The following is a 19,517-nucleotide window of genomic DNA, read 5'->3' as shown; positions in this document are numbered from 1 at the left end:
TTTTCGCAAGACTTCTTGCTTAATGCGCCCGACGCATTTTACGACATGTTTCCAGTACTTGTGCTGTTCGGTGTTTTAGGTGTCTTGTTATTGGTTGGTGTGCCTATCGCATTCTCGATTGGTATCGCTGCAATGCTAACCGTCTTTATCGATTTCCCAATCGATAAAGCCACCATTTTAATTTCTCAAAAACTCGCCAATGGCCTCGATAACTTCGGCTTGCTGGCTCTGCCATTCTTCATTGTGGCGGGTAACTTAATGAACCGCGGTGGCTTGGCAACGCGACTTATCAACTTTGCCATGCTCTTTGGTGGCCGCCTACCCGGTTCGTTATCTCATGTTAACGTGATGGCCAACATGCTGTTTGGCTCGTTGTCGGGGTCGGCTGCGGCATCCGCCGCGGCGGTAGGCGGTATCATGAAACCGCTGCAGAAGAAACATAAATACCCAATGGACTTCTCAACTGCCGTCAACGTGGCGTCTTGTCCATCAGGCTTGCTCATTCCGCCATCAAACATTCTGATTCTGTTTGCCTTGGTCAGTAGCACATCAGTGCAATACCTCTTTATTGCAGGCTACATTCCCGGCATTTTGATGGGACTTGGCATCATGATCGGTATTTTTCTGCTTGGTAAACGCTACAACATTCCAACTGAAAAAATCGTATTTAAAGAAAAAGCCAGCAAAGTGGTTTTAGATGCGCTGCCAAGTTTAAGTCTTGTCGTTATCATCATGGGCGGTATTTTGGCGGGCGTGTTCACAGCAACCGAAGCCTCTGCAATCGCGGTGGTCTATGCCCTACTTCTTGGCGTGCTGTACCGTGAACTTAAGATGAAAGACATGTTCCCAGTGCTGATCGAAAGCGTGGTAACAACATCAATTGTACTGCTGATGGTGGCAACGTCTTCAGCCATGTCTTGGGCCATGGCCAACGCCGACATTCCAACTTTCATTTCTGATTTCGTGATGGAAACGTCCACCAACCCAATCATGGTCATTCTACTTATGAATGTGATTCTGTTGGTAGTGGGTACCTTTATGGACATGACGCCTGCGGTACTCATTTTTACTCCGATTTTCCTACCGATTGCCACCCAGCTCGGTATTGACCCGGTTCACTTTGGCATCATCTTAGTGTTCAACCTCTGCATCGGTATTTGTACACCACCCGTCGGTACTGCCCTATTCGTTGGTTGTAGTGTATCAGATACCAAACTTGGCCAAGTAGTACCGAAACTACTGCCTCTGTTTGTGATCATGGTGTTGACCTTATTACTGGTCACCCTGTTCCCTGCACTTTCTTTATGGCTACCTGGATTGGCTGGCTATAAATATTAAAACCCTACAAAGGACATGATAATGAAAAAAATGAACAAACTGCTGTTAGCATGCGCTGTCTCTACCATGGCAGCGGGCAACGTATACGCTGCCACGTTGAAACTGGCACACGCACTGCCTACTGAGCATCCCGTTCACGCATCTCTAGACTGGTTTGCGAACCAAGTAAAAGCGAAAGCCAAGTTGCGCGTTAAAGTGTATCCAAACGGTACACTGGGTAACGAAACTAACTTGCTGCAAATGGTTCAAAACGGCACCATCGCGTTTACCAAAGTTAGTGCGGCGCCTCTGACTGCATTCGCACCAGACTACAAACTGTTGTCATTACCATACCTATACAAAGATCGTGACCAATACAACGAAGTACTCGAAGGTCCTATCGGTCAAGAAATCCTTGAGTCTTCTCATGACTCAGGTTTCGTCGGTCTTGCATTTTTGGATGCCGGTGCACGTAGTTTCTACACCGACAAAGCAATCAAAACCCCTGAAGATTTGAAAGGGTTGAAGATCCGTGTTCAAAACTCTGCTCTTGCCATCGACACCATCAAAGCACTTGGCGCAACCCCAGTACCACTGCCTTACGGTGAGCTCTACTCAGCATTGCAACAAGGCGTGGTTGATGGCGCGGAAAACAACATCCCGTCTTACTTCTCATCTCGTCACTACGAAGTGAAGAAAGTCTACTCTTACGATAAGCACACCATGGTACCGGATGTACTGGTTGTATCTGCTAGCGTTTGGGATTCTCTCACCGACGAGCAACGCAGCATCATCCGTGACGTTGCGAAAGAAACCGTGAAACAACAAGAAACCAACTGGAAAAACTACGTTGATAAGTCAATCAAAGAACTGAAAGGCTACAACGTCAGCTTCGTGGACAGTGACATCGCGCAGTTCCAAGAAGCCGTGAAACCCGTGTACGAAAAATTCCGTAAAGAAAATCCTGATCTGGTTCCTATGCTTGATCAAATTCAAGGAATGTAACCCTTGAGCGATGAGAAGTGCCGAACACAGGCGCTTCTCATCTTATTGTGACTGATAACTCTCTAGCCTTCGGATGTATACATGAGACTGAATCTCTCGACTCTTGAAAGCGCAAATGCGCACATCAAGCCTTCAGCGCAAAGCCTAAATGCCGATGTTGGTATTGTTCACTTGGGTTTTGGCGCATTTCATCGTGCTCATCAAGCTTTGATCACCGATACCGTTATGCGTGAGCATGGCGGCGATTGGAAAATCGTTGGAGTGAGTTGGGGACGCAGCGGTGTAGAAGCACAACTGGCGCCGCAAGATAACCTATATTCCGTCGGTGTGGGTTATAACGATGACTTATCAATTCAAGTGATTGGTGCCATCAAAGAAATTCTTACGGTTAAGCAAACCCGTGAAATTCTCGACTACATGTGCCGCGAGAAGGTGAAAATCGTCAGTTTAACCGTCACAGAAAAAGGCTACTGCCACCAGCCATCAACGGGCGATCTTGACTTAGCTCATCCATTAATTCAGCACGACTTGATCCACCTCGATGCGCCTCAATCGGCGATTGGTTTTATCGTTTCTGCGCTCAACCAACGTAAACAGCAAGGCATCGCGCCCTTCACTCCGATGAGTTGTGACAACCTGCCTGAAAACGGTCAGGTACTCGAGAAAGTGGTGCTTCAATTTGCCAAAGCGTTTGATGATGACCTCCATCAGTGGATCAAAGCCAACGTGACTTTCCCATGCACCATGGTCGATCGCATCGTGCCGCGTACAACAGACGCTGATGTCGCAAGAATTGAGCAGACACTGAGCGTGACCGATCAGGGCTGTGTGATGACCGAACCCTTCCTGCAATGGGTCATCGAAGATAAATTCGTTAATGGTCGCCCCCAGTGGGAAGCGACCTCGATAGACAATATTCAAATCACCCACAACGTGGTGCCGTTTGAGGAAATGAAATTACGTCTGCTCAATGGCACGCACTCGGCGATGGCTTACCTTGGCTATTTAGCGGGGTATCAAACCGTTGCCGACACGATTCATGATTCTGACTTCCACACCTTTATTCGCTATTTAATGGATGTCGAAATTACGCCTTCGATTCGTATCAAAGAAGTGGATCTTGACCATTACAAAGACCAGCTTATCGAGCGCTACCAAAACCGTGGCTTACAGCATCGGACTTGGCAAATTGCCATGGATGGGTCACAAAAGATTCCTCAGCGTATGCTGCAAACCCTCGCTTTTGCCATTGTTCAGCAGTATTCAACACCTGGTATCTATCTCACTTTAGCGGCATGGATTCGTTACACCAGTGGTCAAGATGAGCAAGGACAAGCCATTGATGTGCAAGATCCACTGGCAGAGCAATTTGCTGACATTTGGCACAGCGCTGGCAACAATTACGCCCAGGTTGTTGAGCAGTTTTTAGCAATGGATAACGTTTTCCCAGCACAACTTGCCGCAAAGCCTGAAGTGAAACAGCAGCTCACAGAAGCACTTGAACACATAATAAAACACGGAGCAAAAGCCAGCATTGAGCAATTGCTTCGCAGTAACCACCCCGCGTCACCCAGTGATTCACTGGCTGACGATTAAGTAGGACTCCGTACAAATGAAAATGACATTTCGCTGGTATGGCGAGGGCAATGACCAAGTTACCCTCGGTCACATCAAACAAATTCCAGGCGTTGAAGGGATCGTATGGTCACTTCACGACATGCCTGCAGGCGAGCTTTGGAGCGAAGAGCGCATTCTCAAAGAGAAACAAACCATCGAAGCGGCGGGCTTTAATATCGATGTGGTTGAAAGTGTCAATGTGCACGAAGACATAAAGCTCGGCTTACCAAGCCGCGACAAGTACATCGAAAACTACAAAGAAACCCTGCGTCGCCTTGCGAAAGTCGGCGTGAAAGTGGTGTGTTATAACTTTATGCCGGTCTTTGACTGGACACGCACGAGTCTCTACAAAGAAACCGAAGACGGGTCGAATGCGCTATTTTTTGAGAAAAGCAAAATCGAAAACATTGACCCTACCGAGCTTATCGAAACACTGTCTAAAAACGTTGATGTCACCATGCCAGGCTGGGAGCCCGAACGTTTAGACAAACTCAAAGAGACGTTTAAGCAGTATGAAGGTTTTACCGCTGAGCGCTTGTGGGAAAACTTGCAATATTTCCTAGACCAAGTGATCCCCGTGTGCGAAGAATGCAACATTAAAATGGGCATTCACCCTGATGATCCGGCGTTTCCTATTTTTGGTCTGCCACGCATTATCATCAACAAAGAAAACATCGGTCGCTTTTTAAATCTGAATACTAGCCCAGCCAACGGCTTGAGCTTGTGCACTGGGTCACTAGGTTCTGCCAACAATGACATTCCAAGCATTATTGATGAGTACCACGACCGTATCCACTTTATGCACATTCGTAACGTTAAACGTTATGACAATGGTGATTTTATCGAAACTTCACACCGTGCATGTGACGGTTCGGTCGATACGGTGAATGTGATAAAAACACTCCACAAACATAACTATCAAGGCTATGTACGACCTGACCATGGCCGTCATATCTGGGGTGAAGAAAAATGGGCGCGCCCAGGTTATGGCTTGTATGACCGCGCTCTGGGCATCATGTACATACTGGGGGTGTGGGATAACCTAAACCATCAGTAATATCGAGCATCACACGTAAGCGAGCCCATAACTTAACCATTCGTCACTCGCCTGCGTTAGGGACGGTGTGTTCCCAAGGATGGGGAATCTCACTCAAAAAAATGGTAACTCTGAGAGTTACCATTTTTTCATTAAGCGCCCGACCAAATTAGGATGATACGACCAACAGTGATCAAACATCGACATTAACTGTGGATTACCGTATTTCGACAAACTGATCGCGTGAAAACGATTACTGGCCCTTTTCAACGCACTCACAGCCTGTTCCATTTCCTCTGATTGCTTAGGTGCAATAAAGTCCGAGAGGACGACTAAATCGGCATTGCGATAGCGATCGCTCTGCATTACGTCAATCGCACGCTTGAGTGCCGGCTCAAGTTCTGTCCCGCCATGAAATCGATAAGAGAGAAAATCACTGGCTTCACGCAAGCCGTCTTGGCGTGTTAGCTCATAGGTAATCTGCTCGGTTGAAAACAGCATCACATAGCAGTCTCGGTCGCCGGCCAATGCGATTTGCATTAACGCATAAGCCATTGCTTTCGCGCACTGCTCTGGGAAGCCACTCATCGAACCTGATGCGTCAACGCATAAAATGAACGGCCCTTTTTCAATATCGGCTTGCTTATGCTCAGGCTCGTAGGATTTGACTTTACGCAGTGTCCGAGACTTGCCTTGCATGCGATAGTTCATTAAACGTTTGTCTACAAGGTGTTTGTAAAACACCACTTCCAGCTCAGGATAAGCTAAAAACATGGTCTCGTTTGGCAGAAGCTTATTAAGATCATCGTTCTCATGCACACCCACAATATCGTCAGTGGCGTGGTCCGACTTTTCTTCCACCATTTGCAACGCTTCATTCGGTGCTCGGTTGAGGTCAGGGTCATTCACATCACTTGCCATTCGCCCTAACTGCTCAGCAATCTCCTGCACCGTTTTGTGCTTTTGCAGAAAACTGGCGTGTTTTTTCATCACCGCAACGTCGCCTTTGCTCAGCTTGGCTGACGCCATATCCCACAACCGACCAACACTGGTTTCATCGCCATTTTCGGTGACTTTGTCCATGGTTTTCATAGTTTCCATGCGTTGATAGAGGTCGCGTAACACTTTCTCTTTGTTTGACTCAAGCTCATTAAGCTGAGCTTGGCGGATCGCTTCGGATAAGCTTTGATACCACTGGTCACAAAAATAATGAGGAAACATTGGGTTATTCACCCCTTTGTTTCGCTCCAGTAAGCGGCGAGCCTGCATGTAAAACGCTGAATGCCACTCAAGCTGTTTGATGATGTCGGGAATTTGTTTGAAGAAGGTCGCTTCATCCCAGTAAATCACCTGTTGATACAGCCCTAATTCATGCTGAAAGCGTTCTGTTTCACACACTCGGGTTATGCGGTTTTTGACATTGCCACGCCATTTCGCTAGGTGATTCTTAACCGACGCTCGCATACCGCGATTTTCAGCCATCATCATCACTTGCGACCGCGCCATTAAGTCATTAACCGCAGAGTCAATGATCCCTGAATCCGCAATCATCAAAGCCAGATTTAAACCATCTGCACCGAGCATAAACCTTCCTCAGGAGAAAAATTGCGTCAAATTCTTAAAACGAAACAAGGCGCGTTCCGATTCAGTTTTGACAGAATCTAATGTGGTTTGGAGTGTCTGTAAACTGGACTCCATGGCCAACGGCATATCTGCATCAATGAAGTTATGGGGTAATGCCGCGTGGAATTGATGACGCACATGACGAATCTGATGCTCAGCCTCGCTAAGTTGATAAGTGGCCTGCTGCGCTTTGTCTAACCATTTTTGGTACAAATCAGTATCCAGCCCTTGATGCGTGACCAAAGCCAGCAGTACCGCGCGATTAGCAATATCTTTCACCACGAGGCGACCTGACGAATCGGTATCAAAATGCAAACGACACATGCTGGTATTTTGGTTCACGTAACCATAAGCATCACCGTGGCCTTCACGAATCACTCGTTCAAGCTCATTTTTCGCCACATATATCCAGCGGCTATCTCCTTTTTCCGATTCAGACACAGACATATTACTTTGCAGCAGCACCAATTTCAGCAAACCGCTTGCGGTGCCCACTTGATAACTTTTCGCCGCAGACAAATCATAGTGAGTCACCTGCTTTTTCAATATTCCATTGCTGGTCTCGGTGGAGAGCGTCATGGCATAGTGTTCATCAAGCGCAAGTTGCACATCCTCCATCTCTTCACGACAGAGGATAATTTGGCGCTCCACATCTTGCTGGTCAAATGCTCGCTCGAGTGCAAAGCGGCGAATCACATCTCTCACCACATCGCGCGATTCAGGGCTATTCCACAAACAGTCTTGAAGCAGTAATAAATCCAGCGGATTGATTTCATCACGGCCATTGAAGAAAGCACTCGCTTTTAACAGTTTGACCGCTTTTTTCCATCGGCGGTCAGAGACATACATATCCACATGACCCGCTTGCTTTTCGGCCTCTTCCAACATGGTTTTGAGTTCGAACAGCTTCTCAAACACGTTGTCACCAAGACGCAGCGTGTCTAGCTGCTGTTGCCAGCTGCGATACTCTTGGTCGGTGATCGCCAATCCTTCAGGGATCTTCGCCTCTTCATTGGTTCCGACCGTTAGCATGGATTTAAAGTTTTGCTTATTCTGAATTCGATTCACGAAAACACGTACCAGCATACGGTCATACAATGCCTCTAAGCCGCTGTCCTCATCCGGTAATTCGTTTGACGCCGATACCAACAGACGCATCGGAACACGTTCTATCTCACTGCCATTTTTGAAGGTTTTTTCGTTAACCACGGTGAGCAGCGTATTGAGAATCGCCGGTCCCGCTTTCCAGATTTCATCTAAAAAGACCACTTGCGCAGTCGGTAAGTAGCCATCCGTTAGGCGTACATAGCGACCATTATCTTTGAGCTCTTGAATACTTAATGGTCCAAACACCTCTTCTGGCGTTGAGAATCGCGTCATTAAGTATTCAAAATAGGACGAGTTATCAAACGCTTGAATCAAGCGTTTTGCGATAAGACTTTTAGCGATACCGGGCGGGCCAAGCAAAAACACGCTCTCGCCAGCCAACGCAGCAAGCAAACACAGTTTAATGGTGTCTTCACGTTCATAAACCCCGTCAGCTAAAGCTCGAGCCAGCTTATTGATGCGTTCAGAGAGCAACGCTTTTTGCGAATGGGAGGCGGGGTTTGGATTCATCATGAATGCGCTCCTAAGAAGGCGATAGCGTATTTAAAACCGTTTATACAGTTGTTATTATTTTGTTACAAGTGATTTTCTATCAGAAAACACCACCTGCCAGAAGGTGTAGTTTAACACGGCGTACAGCAATCTATGTTTTCACAAATGAAATCATACATTTCTATTACGGTTAACCGAGTTATTCATAAACTCACTTATGATGCTTTCCATTACCTGAGTAAATCGCTAAGGTAGAGATAGAACACGTCAGTTATCGAATATTAATGAATATATTAAGCTCTAAAACCATTCACAGTTGGAAACGGATCTCGTTAGTCGAAGAACACGTTGAACTTCCAAATGGTCAAAATATCACGCATACCACTATCGTTCATCCCGGCGCTGCAGTGATTCTGCCTATTACTCAAAGCGGCGACATTCTTCTCATCAATCAATATCGTCCATCACTCAAAAAATGGTTACTTGAATTGCCCGCAGGAACGATTGAGGAAAACGAAACGCCCGAAGTTTGTGCCCAGCGTGAACTCGAGGAAGAAACCGGGTATCAGGCTGGCCGATTTACTTCATTGGGACAGGTCACCCCACTTGCCGGCTTTTGTGATGAAATCCAACATTTGTTTGTCGCCAACGATTTAGCCCTGAGTAACCAGCGCCAGTGTGATGACGATGAGGTGATCGAAGTGCTCACACTCAGTGTTGAAGAGCTAGAACAAAAAATCATTGATGGTGAGATCAGTGACACGAAAACCATTGCCTGTTTAGGTAAAGCGCGCTTGTGCGGTTATATCTGACACAGCCATCGATAATACTTATCTAACCATTACATGGTCTTAGGCGTCCTCGTGTTCCGCGCCAGTTAGCCAGAACACTCAAAAGTGGCATTCGTGCCACGCAAATAACATTATTAATACTAAAAACATTCTTAATACTAAAAGCAATTGCACCAGCAAAGTCAGCAATCACAACCCGAGGAGAACTACATGGATTTTCGTTCTGATACCGTAACCCAACCCACTCAAGCAATGCGTGACGCAATGGCTAATGCCATTGTTGGAGACGATGTCTACGGTGATGACCCGACCGTCAATGAACTTGAGCAATGGGCAGCGGAAAGACACGGCTTTGAAGCCGCACTGTTTACCTCTTCGGGCACCCAAGCCAATTTGCTTGGTCTGATGGCACATTGTGAGCGTGGTGATGAATACCTGTGCGGCCAACAGGCACACAACTATATGTTTGAAGCCGGTGGCGCGGCGGTATTAGGTTCAATCCAACCTCAACCTATTGAAAATAACCCTGACGGTACGCTTGATTTTGATAAGCTAGCGGCGGCGATCAAGCCCAATGATTTTCACTTTGCTCGCACCAAATTGTTGAGCTTAGAAAACACCATTAATGGCAAAGTGCTGCCCCTTCACTATATGGCGCAAGCACGTGAATTTACCAATCAACACGGGCTGTCTTTACACCTCGATGGTGCGCGCGTTTACAATGCGGCGATAGCACTTAATGTCGATATTCGGGAGATAGCCCAATACTTTGATTCGATGACGGTCTGCTTATCGAAAGGGCTTGCGGCGCCAATTGGTTCTTTGCTACTTGGCTCGGCCGATTATATTCAAAAAGCACGTCGTCTCAGAAAGATGGTCGGTGGTGCGATGCGCCAGGCAGGGATTTTGGCGGCCGCAGGGAAGCTTGCCCTCACGGAACAAGTCATGGCGTTAGAAGCGGATCACCGCAACGCCAAGCGTCTCGCAGAAGGCCTTGCTGAATTGCCAGGGTTCAACGTCAATCCGGACTTTGTCCAAACCAACATCGTCTTCGTAAAATTAGCAGAGAATATCGATGTTCACTTTATTGCAAAAGCACTGAGTGACGCTGATATCACCATTTCGCCAAGTAACCCACTGCGTTTAGTCACGCATAAAGACATCTCAAATGATGACATTGAGCTGTTTCTTACCAAAATAGCGACTCTGATTTAACCTTTTGGTTGCTATTGAATTAAAACTTGATCTTACCACATTGAGCTTCCCCTAAGGGGAAGCTTTATGCTCTTGCGACTTAGTTGATACGCGTCAGGAGCCAACATGCGTTACTTCTTCACTTTACTGCTGTGTGTACTTGCTTTGCCGACGTTTGCTCAGGGCAACCCCGAGCAAGGAAAAATTAAGTCGCCAAGTTGTGTTTTCTGCCACGGTAAAAACGGCCACGCCGTCGATGCCCAATACCCCAATTTAGCAGGGCAAAATGCCGAGTATCTTTATCGAGCAATGAAGGCTTACCAACAAGGTCAGCGTGAATCGCAATTTGCCAAAATGATGCAAGCCCAACTCAGTAAATTAAGCGATCAAGATCTTAAAGATGTGGCTGCCTTTTACGCTAATCAGTCGGCCAGTGATTGACAAGCATCAGCCGGTCGGCGCTGCGCATAATGGGTACTAATCTGACTAAAAGTGGCTTGTGTATAGCCTTGCGCATCACCCGACTTATTTAAGTTATACACGCCAGCTTTAAAGTACATATACTCCCCACCTCTATCGTACCCACTATCCGTCATATCGATTGTTTGCTCTCGTGGCGCTTTGCCTTCTCTTAGCAATTGAAACGTCAATAGATTGCCTTCAACGATGATCTTATAACTAAACGTTTCATTCAGCGCGATACCATCTTTTGGCTCCGGCGCATGATCTTTTCGACTTCCAACTACATCAAACCAACGCGTGTGACCACGAGTATTTTCGTGAGCTAGATACAGCGAACCTCGTTGGTGATTGGGTAGTTTACGATAATGGACTCGAATCGGCTCACTGTGGGTTGCATGAATTTGCCCAATGACCACTCGTCCAACTTGCTTGCGTTTTCCGGTGGTCGTGACATGGTTCACCGCTAACGTCGCCTCTAACCGACCATCTACGCCCCCAGCTTGCTGTATGTCCTCTTTGGGGGCCGATGAGAAAACCCAATTATTCAGTGTCACACCCTGTGTTTTGATGTGTTTATTGCCACAGCGTAACATGCTGCGCAGTTCTGAGCGTGTGTAGGTTGTGTTTGTCGTTCTCGCCCCGCTTACTGGCGAGCGAAATATCAAACTTCCATCAGGCTGTTTGACAAAATAAGGCGGATACTCAAACCCTTTAGCCAAGTCATACTCTTTAATCATATCCGCTTTACCGGAACGATCATCATCCACCGGCAAGGTAATCGCCCACTGATTGAGCGAAATGTCACCTGCATGGGCGAAAGCCACATTGAGCAGTAGCCCAATTGCAAAGTATTTGAGTTTGACATGAACGTGTTTCTTCATAGAAATTGGTGACCTAGCCAGCGAAAACACCAATATCGCACACTCAAAAGCCAAGGAATGCTAGTTCTCACAAAAATCTGAATCCGCTTGACGATTTTGTCACGAAGCCGTGACATGGGTTAATTTTTTGTTCCACTTAAACGCTCTACCTCATTGGCCTTGCCCCAACTAAACCATACTTAAGGATGAGAATTGTCGTCTTCAAAATCCATGCAGCCCTCACTTGTTCACCCTCTTCAATCTCATTACCACTCTCAATCGGTCATACCTTGGTTGATATTCCACCTAGGTTGAGAAAAGAACTAAATTGGCAGCAAAAACCTTAAACGCACATCGAGCTTCTTTATTATCGATAGAAGCTTGTTGACCGCGAGAGGCTTTATTATGTGCATCCATTTTTAGCTCCCTGTGTAAATTTCAATCGCGCTCCGTACGAATTCTTCGACCATTTCGTTATTCCATCGACTCATTACAACTTTCAAGGAAACCATCATGAGTAGCATTATTATCGGTTCTAGCAACACCAACGGCAGTGGTTCTGCAGCCAACTTAACGCCAGACAATGGGCAACTCATTACCTTAGAGCCCAGTGAATACAACAATGACTATTACTGGGAATACTATTACAGCGATGACCTCGTTTACGCGGATCTTTATGGCACACAGCGCGGAGAAACGCTCTATGTAGAAAATCTCGCTGAATGGAATGCCGAGGGGGTCAAAGAGATTTCGATTGAATCAGGCACTGACTATGACACCTATAACTACCTTGATGACATTATCATCGATGGGTTCGTTGACGTGAATATTCGCTTAGATGATCACACCGACATTGGCGCTGATCACCTCTACGTTGATATTGACTCGGCCAAGCGCGCGACCATCGATACCAGTGAGTTAGTCTTTCACCATGAGGATGGCACCGTCAGCGATATGAACAACTACATTTCGATTTCAGTGACCAGCAATAGTGCCAGTTGGAGTAACCTATTTTCGATCAAGACTGGAGCGGGCGAAGATACTGTCGATCTCTATGAACGCAGTTCCGACAGTGGCTCACAATGGACAGAGTTTGATATCGACCTAGGCGATGGTACTGATCACTTCTACTTTGATATTTCGGCCGCAGCGAGCAGTCGCCAAACGCGAGATGTCGACGGCGGTGAAGGTACTGATTACCTGTATCTATATCGAAATATGGAAGATGTTGACTTTACCAATTTCGAGGTTGTCGCTGCCTACTACCCGACGCGAAACTATGACATTACCCTTGATCAATCGTTACTCGCCAATAATCATGGTGCCGATGAGGGACTCATCGTCGCAAACTTAGACGTTAGCTTTAGCGATGATTATGACGATCTTCAAGTGTCAGAACTGACAGAACAACAAGCGTTGTATATTACCAATACCATGGAAGACTTCTATTTAAGCCGCGTTGATGTTGAAGATTTTCAGGCAGTGACGCTCTCTTACGGAGATGATAGCTACACCATGTTTACCAACGAAACGGAGCTCGCTTGGTTTAATTAAATCGTTTGTCATCCAGCCCTCTGAAGCCGCTTTACGCTTTAAAAGCGGCTTTGAATAAATCCAGCCAGCTTTGGTTGTAACCACTGTCTCAGCACTCGAAAAATAGCAGAAGTATGATTGTCATTGGGCTCTGTTTCGAATTTTGCGTAAGATGGCGATAACAACCCCCCATTCCTACATCAGGAGCACTCAATGTTAGTTACCTTTCGTTGCCACAGTTATTCTAGCGTTACCATGTTTGGTGATATTGCACTTCAATTAATTAAGATGATGGGGCATAGCGAAACAGTCCCCGGCTCTCTTGCCGCAAAAGACATACCTAACGCGTTAGATTCATTGATGGCCTCACTTGCGAAACAAGCGGCCCAAGAGTCCTCATCCAATAACGATGAGAACAGCGATGACGACGAGCAGACTGAGCCCAGTGTTGGGCTTAACCGCCGTGCTTATCCACTCATTGAGCTGCTTAAATCCGCGATAAAGAATGAAGATGATGTGATGTGGGAAGAATAAGTCACATGTAGTGCCACTCGGCGTGACGCTACTGTGCCTTCAGCATTCAACACCGACAAACTAAAAAGGCAGCGAGCCCATGTTGCACGCTGCCTTTTCATTATTCACCCGCTGAGAGAAAGGGTATAAAAATTAATTCTGATGGTTTTAATATATGTAGCATAAACTATCACTGCAGCTCGTTCATGATGAGAATGCAGCTCAAAACGAGCGAAAGCTATTCATGCCAATTTTGATCAAGCGTTCTTCCGTTAGTTGTTTGAGGTAACGGACCCTAGCATAAACACCGACTACGCTTTTGTGGACTGATAACGAAACCTATTCTAAAAACACTATTTTCACCTAGTAGAATAAAAATATTGTTTTAATTTAAGTAAGCCCTCTCTTTCGAGTTTTTCTAGATTTAAGCGCTGAGGATTACCAGGAATATCGTCAGGTAAATAGAATCTCCCATTACGCTCTTGGGGAATATTTAACGCATAGTCACTGACAGGTTGGCTAATCGGTTCATGAAACTCAATTAATTCATCATCATTGAATAACGTGCCAAATAAAGCGCACAAGTAAACGCGCCCGCCCGACATAAACCTCAGCCCTTTTTCACGGGCAAGGTCACGTATGGCGATAAGGTCATCAATTCGTGTCATTCGCCCAACAGAAGGTTGTAAAACATCAACGCCCTTTTCGGCATATATTTCAAACTCATAGCTAATACGCATCGATTCACCAAACGCAATCGGAACATTAACCCCAGTCTCTTTTAATTGACGAATACCATTCATATCATTGGCGTGAATCGGCTCTTCCAACCAAGCAAGATGATAAGGCTCTGTTAATTCAGCAAACTTCGCAGCCGTTGCCACATCCCATTTTTGGTTCGCATCAACAGCAATCTCAATATCAGGGCCAACTGCGGCGCGAACTTTATCAATACGGCGCAGATCTCGTTCCATCTCTGCACTGCCAACTTTAAACTTAACGGTTTTATACCCTTCGCTAACATAACGCTGCATGTCATCAACGAGTTCTGAGTCCTCAAGTAAAATTGAACCGCCACCTTTATACGCATTTGCCCAATCTTTCGTGGCACCTAGAAATCGGTGTAATGGCATATTTTTACGCTGAGAGAGTAAATCCAGCATCAAGGTATCCATCTTGCCAAGACACACGGCCTTTTCACTTTGGCTGCCACTATTTCTTACTTTCCAATATAAAAACTCACGCCACTCATTAAAGGTGCGAGTTTCACCGGTTAAAATCAGCGGCAAAATCGTATTGATAAATGTTCGGTCAATGGCTAGGTAATGGGCTACAAACCCCTCAGAGTCGTAAAGCTCTATACAACCTGTCTCCGGCGCAAACTTGCCAAGCCCACCGGTCCCATCTTGAAAAACTCGAGGCAAGGAGATCGGGTCAAACTCATAGTAAATGGCTTTACGAAAGCTCAGTTTTTCATCAAATTGGTAACGAAACATTGTTATCCTCATATACTTTCTTCTAAAGAAAAAACCAACTTGTAATACAAGATTAATTTGCTTGATGAATAAAATGTAACAGATAACAAGTGGTATAAATGCTGGAAAGATCGAATAAAAACGAAGTTTTTCATTATTTTATTGCAAATAATAACAAGCCATGATGTGAGTCACATTTTATCCGGGTGGAAAGGTTGCGCCCTCGCCTAACTTGTATTACAAGTTATAAGATGAATTTATGAGGAGTGATAGCCAATGAGCCCCCCAAAAAACGGCCGTTTGTCGACACAGGTTGTTCAGCAAATTGTTAACGATATCGATAACGGGACCTATAAGCCCGGCGATAAACTACCAACAGAATATCAATTGATAGAACGATTTGGCGTTAGCCGAACGGTGATACGAGAAGTTATCGCTAACTTACGCGCCAACAACTTAATCGAGACTCGTCAAGGTAAAGGCGCATTTGTCATGCAAAAGCCCTCTCTTGAACTTTTTCAGTTGAAACATTCTGGCGCCTCTGAGGCGGATGAGCTTGGCTATATCTTAGATTTGCGTATTGCGATTGAAGCTGAAACAGCACTTATGGCAGCAAAATATCGTACTGATGAAGATCTAACGCGAATTAAGGCTACGCTGGATGAAATGGTTCGCCTGGTTGATGAAGAAAAAAATACCCGTCAAGTGGATCTCAACTTTCACTATGCAATAGCGATTGCCTCCAAAAACCCGCACTTTCTTGGGCTACTTAAATATATTGACAGCAGCTTGATGGCAAAAGAGCAGATCACCCCAGCGTCTCGAAAGTTACAGGCTTTAAAGGAACACGAACAAATTTGTCATGCTATCGAACAACGGGATCCAGAGGCCGCAAGGGCAGCGATGAGGCTCCATCTTTCTAGCACTCGACAGCGACTGACCACAAGGCTCAACGATCGTTAATCTAATCACCGTCGCTCGTAAAGAAAATTAAAGATTATCCACAGATGAACACATAACTATTACGTGCGGTAAAGCACTTTGACCACATGCCAACCAAATTTGGTTTTGACTAAATGTGGCGTTAGAACTTCACCATTGAAGCAGACTTTATCAAATTGAGGCACCATCTGACCGCGACGAAATTCTCCTAAGTCGCCCCCTTTCTTACCCGATGGACACGTTGAATATTTCTTAGCCAGGGTTTGAAATTTCGCGCCGCGCTTAAGCTGCTGAATGATGTCTTCAGCTTGGGATTTATGCTTAACCAAAATATGTAATGCGGCTGCTGTATTTGCCATGATCATTCTCAACTCAGTTTTGTATGGCGCGGATTGTACCCCAACTCCGAATCCGGTTCATCTGCGAATGCACAGGTAAAGACATCTGGACTGACCTGTAAGATAAAAATGGTGAATCGGATTTATTGTTTCCTGCAAGGAGGACGCATTTTCTTTAAAGATTCTCTGCTTTTTCTTGCAGATAAATACCAAGTCGTTACTATTTAACTCATTAGTTTAGGTCAAAGAATTATCGCTATGGCAAAAACCACTAGTAAAGCAAACCAATCCCAGGGCATGTTAATTTTCACTTTAAACATGCAAAAACAAAAGTTTGCTATCGGTACATTGAAGGTACGCGAAATTGTACCTTACATGCCCACCACGCAAATTCCCTATTCACACCACCATGTGATTGGTGCTTGTACGTTTCGTGGTATCACGGTTCCTGTGATTGATATGGCAGCCGCGATCGGTTTTCGTCCCATTCAGCCTGAAGAGTATAAAGACAGTTATCTTATCGTCACTGACTGCCTGCGTACTGTGGTGGCCTTTATGGTACGTTCCATCGAGAAAATCATCGAATGTAACTGGCGAGAGATTGAATCGGCACCCAAAAGTGCTGGAAGCAACGTGTTCGTCACTGGCGTGACACGTTATGAAAATGAAATCATCCAAATGTTGGATGTCGAATTATTGCTTTCGAAAATTTATCCTCAATACGAATCAGCCAAAGTTCCAATGCTAACCGATGTCGAGCGTGAGCGCCTCAAAGCACTGAATATTCTGCTTGTAGATGACTCTTCAATTGCACGTCGTCAGTTGTCTGAAGCATTAGATAGCATCAATGTGCCTCATCAGATCTGTAATAACGGGATGGATGCTCTCGAACTGATGCGTTCGCAAGCGTCTCAGGGTCGACGAGTCGATTTGCTGGTCAGCGATATTGAAATGCCCGGGCTCGATGGTTATGAATTGTCATTCGAAGTACAAAACGATCAAGACCTCAAAAACGCCTATATTATTTTGCATACATCCCTCTCCAGTGAGATGTGCTTAGATCAAGCTCATCAAGTAGGTGCTCACGAAGCGCTATCTAAGTTTAATGCGGGGGAATTGATAGAGGCGATGCTACGCGGCGCGGCCAAAATTGAGAAAGAAGCGCACGCTTAACGCGCTAATACCCAAAGACGATTAGCCCACAGATGAAAAGGAGCCGACCGGCTCCTTTTTTGTTTCTCACTTTATTGGATAAGCCCCAACGCGCGCTGCTGAGTTTTGGTTAACTTACTTGCCACCAGCTTATAGGACTGCTCGCACAAGTCTTGAATCAAGCTATCTTCGACATCACCATTATAATAGACCGTGATCCAATGCCTTTTGTTCATGTGGTATCCGGGAGTAATGTCAGTAAACTGCTCGGTCAGTACTTCTCCATCATGAGGCTGCGCTTTGAGCGTCACATAATCCCGACCATGGCGGCGTGACAGAAGAGCGAACATTTTAGCTCTAACTTTATACACGGTGGCTTCAGGGCCAAAAGGCTCACTCGCTTCAGCCCCAAGCATTTGGTCTAAAAAAAGCCTTAACTCATCGTGTCTCATGTCAACTTCTCGCTATTCAAATTGATTTAGCCATTGTTTCATCAATTGATTCAACTCTCTGAGCTGCTCAGGAGCCAAACCTTGCGTCAGTTGATTTTGCGTCTCCACATGAACGTGAATCAGCTCATCAATGAGACTCAAACCTTGCTCTGTCAGTTTCACTTCCACACTACGACGATCTTGTTCACTGTGTGTACGTGTGATCAGATTCTTCGTCTCTAGTTTATCGATGCGATTAGTCATCGCGCCTGACGTTAGCATCATAGAATCCATCAGCTTAGAGGGAGTCAGTTGATAATCGCCACCACTGCGACGTAGCGTTGCTAGTACATCGAACTCACCTTGTGTTAATCCATATGATTTATGTAACGCCGAAACTTGAGTTTCTAAGTATTTGTAGATTCTCATAAAGCGCCCCATTAGCGCCATACTGTCTGTGTCTAGCTGTGGAATTTCCTTATCCCATTGGCTGATCACGCGATCAATTGCGTCCATTGATTTCCTTGATTATATTGGCTGGCTTAAAAATATCTTAACATAAAGATACTTTACAAACCTAATTTACCCGCGTAAAGTTGCGCACAGTTATCTCAACGTAAAGATAGTTTATATGAATATATTATTCGCGATGATTCCCGCCTTCTTTTGGGGGACCACTTATGCAGTAGCGCAGTACACACTACCGGACTGGCCCCCGCTACTGCTCGGCGCGCTTAGAGCGTTGCCCGCTGGAATCATTTTGCTGTGCTTACGACCATCGTTTCCGACAAAAAACGATATCAACAAACTCGTATCACTGGGTTTAGTCAATATCGCGGCTTTTTTCAGCCTGATTTTCGTTATGGCGATGACGCTACCCTCTGCCATTTCAGGTGTGGGGATGATTTCTGTTCCCGTCTTTGCAATGCTTTTTCATTGGCTGATGAAAGGCAAAGCACCTTCAGTAATTCAAGGCGTATCTGGTGCTTTACTGGTTGTTTTAGCGTGGCGGTTATTTGACCCAGGAAAAATCTCACTATCAGCGATCGGCCTTGCCGCTATGTTTATTGCCATCATGTGTATTGTTATCGGAAGTGGGCTAACAAAATCGCTTGGCAATCGTATCCACTGGTGGACAGTACTGACATGGCAACTCATTTTTGGTGGCGTAATTCTCGCTGTAATCTCATTGGTTCATGCACTGATTACGCCAGAACCCTATTTACACGCGGTTCAAAACCTAGATTTAACCAACATGGTCGGCCTAGTTTGGATTGTGGTAATGAACACAGCACTCGGTTACGGCTTGTATGTATGGCTATTACAGCGTATGACGGTGGTCGACTTCACATTTGGTGGGATCGCTAATCCAGTTGCAGGGATAATGGCAGGGTTGGTATTACTTGGAGAAACCTACACTCATGAGCAATATCTATTGATGGCTGGCATGATCATAATGTCATTGATGCCTCAAATTGTTTCTAGTATTAAAGTACGTTGGCGACTTCACCATGCCAACTCCTACTAGTACACCGATAACCAACTAAAATTGTCGATAAAGGCGAACTGCTAGCAGATTCGCCTTTTTTATGTCTCAACATTGTTCATTTCTCACTCTCTCCTAGTCGA

Annotated in this window: 19 protein-coding genes; 12 read left to right on the top strand and 7 right to left on the bottom strand. The window is 45.6% G+C overall.

The window, feature by feature from the left end:
• The first annotated feature begins 45 nt into the window (after positions 1-45).
• The 4 genes from M1D72_RS01930 (at position 46) to uxuA (ending at position 4,996) form a co-directional block, all read left to right on the top strand.
• The gene (locus tag M1D72_RS01930; RefSeq protein WP_390195148.1) at positions 46-1,338 is read left to right on the top strand and encodes a TRAP transporter large permease; all 1,293 of its coding nucleotides are present in this window, start codon (positions 46-48) and stop codon (positions 1,336-1,338) included.
• 21 nt (positions 1,339-1,359) lie between these two features.
• Positions 1,360-2,322, top strand: coding sequence for a TRAP transporter substrate-binding protein (locus M1D72_RS01925; protein WP_456295343.1), 963 nt, complete (start codon positions 1,360-1,362; stop codon positions 2,320-2,322).
• 81 nt (positions 2,323-2,403) lie between these two features.
• Entirely contained in the window at positions 2,404-3,918 is a 1,515-nt protein-coding gene (locus tag M1D72_RS01920) for a mannitol dehydrogenase family protein (protein WP_456295342.1), read from the top strand.
• A gap of 16 nt (positions 3,919-3,934) precedes the next feature.
• Complete coding sequence (uxuA, locus tag M1D72_RS01915; RefSeq protein WP_390194900.1) at positions 3,935-4,996, top strand: mannonate dehydratase; 1,062 nt, start codon at positions 3,935-3,937, stop codon at positions 4,994-4,996.
• 117 nt (positions 4,997-5,113) lie between these two features.
• Here the strand turns inward: uxuA and viaA are convergent, their stop codons facing one another.
• Together viaA and M1D72_RS01905 are read right to left on the bottom strand one after the other, a co-directional pair.
• Positions 5,114-6,559 carry an ATPase RavA stimulator ViaA gene (viaA, locus tag M1D72_RS01910; RefSeq protein WP_456295341.1) on the bottom strand — a complete coding sequence of 482 codons (1,446 nt, stop codon included), beginning with the start codon at positions 6,557-6,559 and terminating at the stop codon, positions 5,114-5,116.
• 9 nt (positions 6,560-6,568) lie between these two features.
• Positions 6,569-8,218, bottom strand: coding sequence for an ATPase RavA domain-containing protein (locus M1D72_RS01905; protein WP_456295340.1), 1,650 nt, complete (start codon positions 8,216-8,218; stop codon positions 6,569-6,571).
• Between the two features lie 263 nt (positions 8,219-8,481).
• Here M1D72_RS01905 and M1D72_RS01900 point away from each other — a divergent pair, with 263 nt between their 5' ends.
• The 3 genes from M1D72_RS01900 (at position 8,482) to M1D72_RS01890 (ending at position 10,623) form a co-directional block, all read left to right on the top strand.
• On the top strand, positions 8,482-9,009 hold the full coding sequence (locus tag M1D72_RS01900) for an NUDIX hydrolase (protein ID WP_456295339.1): 528 nt from the start codon (positions 8,482-8,484) through the stop codon (positions 9,007-9,009).
• Positions 9,010-9,198: 189 nt separating this feature from the next.
• On the top strand, positions 9,199-10,203 hold the full coding sequence (gene ltaE, locus M1D72_RS01895) for a low-specificity L-threonine aldolase (protein ID WP_456295338.1): 1,005 nt from the start codon (positions 9,199-9,201) through the stop codon (positions 10,201-10,203).
• A gap of 105 nt (positions 10,204-10,308) precedes the next feature.
• Positions 10,309-10,623 carry a c-type cytochrome gene (locus M1D72_RS01890; RefSeq protein WP_456295337.1) on the top strand — a complete coding sequence of 105 codons (315 nt, stop codon included), beginning with the start codon at positions 10,309-10,311 and terminating at the stop codon, positions 10,621-10,623.
• Here M1D72_RS01890 and M1D72_RS01885 read toward each other — a convergent pair.
• Positions 10,605-11,525, bottom strand: coding sequence for a polysaccharide lyase family 7 protein (locus M1D72_RS01885; RefSeq protein ID WP_456295336.1), 921 nt, complete (start codon positions 11,523-11,525; stop codon positions 10,605-10,607). The two genes, M1D72_RS01890 and M1D72_RS01885, sit on opposite strands and share 19 nt — an antisense overlap.
• A 492-nt stretch (positions 11,526-12,017) precedes the next feature.
• On the opposite strand from M1D72_RS01885, the gene M1D72_RS01880 reads away from it, so the two are divergent.
• Both M1D72_RS01880 and M1D72_RS01875 read left to right on the top strand, forming a co-directional pair.
• The gene (locus tag M1D72_RS01880; protein ID WP_456295335.1) at positions 12,018-13,058 is read left to right on the top strand and encodes a hypothetical protein; all 1,041 of its coding nucleotides are present in this window, start codon (positions 12,018-12,020) and stop codon (positions 13,056-13,058) included.
• Positions 13,059-13,250: 192 nt separating this feature from the next.
• Positions 13,251-13,571, top strand: a complete 321-nt coding sequence (locus tag M1D72_RS01875) for a DUF1840 domain-containing protein (RefSeq protein ID WP_456295334.1) — start codon at positions 13,251-13,253, stop codon at positions 13,569-13,571.
• A 338-nt stretch (positions 13,572-13,909) separates the two neighbouring features.
• Here the strand turns inward: M1D72_RS01875 and M1D72_RS01870 are convergent, their stop codons facing one another.
• Positions 13,910-15,046 (bottom strand): enolase C-terminal domain-like protein, encoded by a 1,137-nt coding sequence (locus M1D72_RS01870; RefSeq protein WP_456295333.1) that lies wholly within the window; start codon positions 15,044-15,046, stop codon positions 13,910-13,912.
• Between the two features lie 255 nt (positions 15,047-15,301).
• Here M1D72_RS01870 and M1D72_RS01865 point away from each other — a divergent pair, with 255 nt between their 5' ends.
• Positions 15,302-15,988, top strand: a complete 687-nt coding sequence (locus M1D72_RS01865; protein WP_456295332.1) for a FadR/GntR family transcriptional regulator — start codon at positions 15,302-15,304, stop codon at positions 15,986-15,988.
• 59 nt (positions 15,989-16,047) lie between these two features.
• On the opposite strand, the gene ppiC is transcribed toward M1D72_RS01865, so the two are convergent.
• The gene (gene ppiC / locus M1D72_RS01860) at positions 16,048-16,326 is read right to left on the bottom strand and encodes a peptidylprolyl isomerase PpiC (protein WP_390194940.1); all 279 of its coding nucleotides are present in this window, start codon (positions 16,324-16,326) and stop codon (positions 16,048-16,050) included.
• Positions 16,327-16,563: 237 nt separating this feature from the next.
• Between ppiC and M1D72_RS01855 the strand changes: the two genes are divergently transcribed.
• Positions 16,564-17,478, top strand: a complete 915-nt coding sequence (locus M1D72_RS01855; protein ID WP_390194942.1) for a chemotaxis protein — start codon at positions 16,564-16,566, stop codon at positions 17,476-17,478.
• 71 nt (positions 17,479-17,549) lie between these two features.
• Here M1D72_RS01855 and M1D72_RS01850 read toward each other — a convergent pair whose 3' ends face one another.
• Both M1D72_RS01850 and M1D72_RS01845 read right to left on the bottom strand, forming a co-directional pair.
• Positions 17,550-17,909: an MmcQ/YjbR family DNA-binding protein gene (locus M1D72_RS01850; protein ID WP_456295331.1), complete on the bottom strand. Its 360-nt coding sequence runs from the start codon at positions 17,907-17,909 to the stop codon at positions 17,550-17,552.
• Positions 17,910-17,921: 12 nt separating this feature from the next.
• Positions 17,922-18,404, bottom strand: a complete 483-nt coding sequence (locus M1D72_RS01845) for a MarR family winged helix-turn-helix transcriptional regulator (RefSeq protein WP_390194946.1) — start codon at positions 18,402-18,404, stop codon at positions 17,922-17,924.
• A 115-nt stretch (positions 18,405-18,519) separates the two neighbouring features.
• Between M1D72_RS01845 and M1D72_RS01840 the strand changes: the two genes are divergently transcribed.
• Entirely contained in the window at positions 18,520-19,416 is an 897-nt protein-coding gene (locus M1D72_RS01840; protein WP_456295330.1) for a DMT family transporter, read from the top strand.
• Positions 19,417-19,517 lie beyond the last annotated feature (101 nt).

The sequence above is a fragment of the Vibrio sp. AK197 genome (assembly GCF_053903115.1).
Note: the sequence above shows the minus strand (reverse complement) of the source record. Positions and strands in the feature narration are given on the sequence as shown.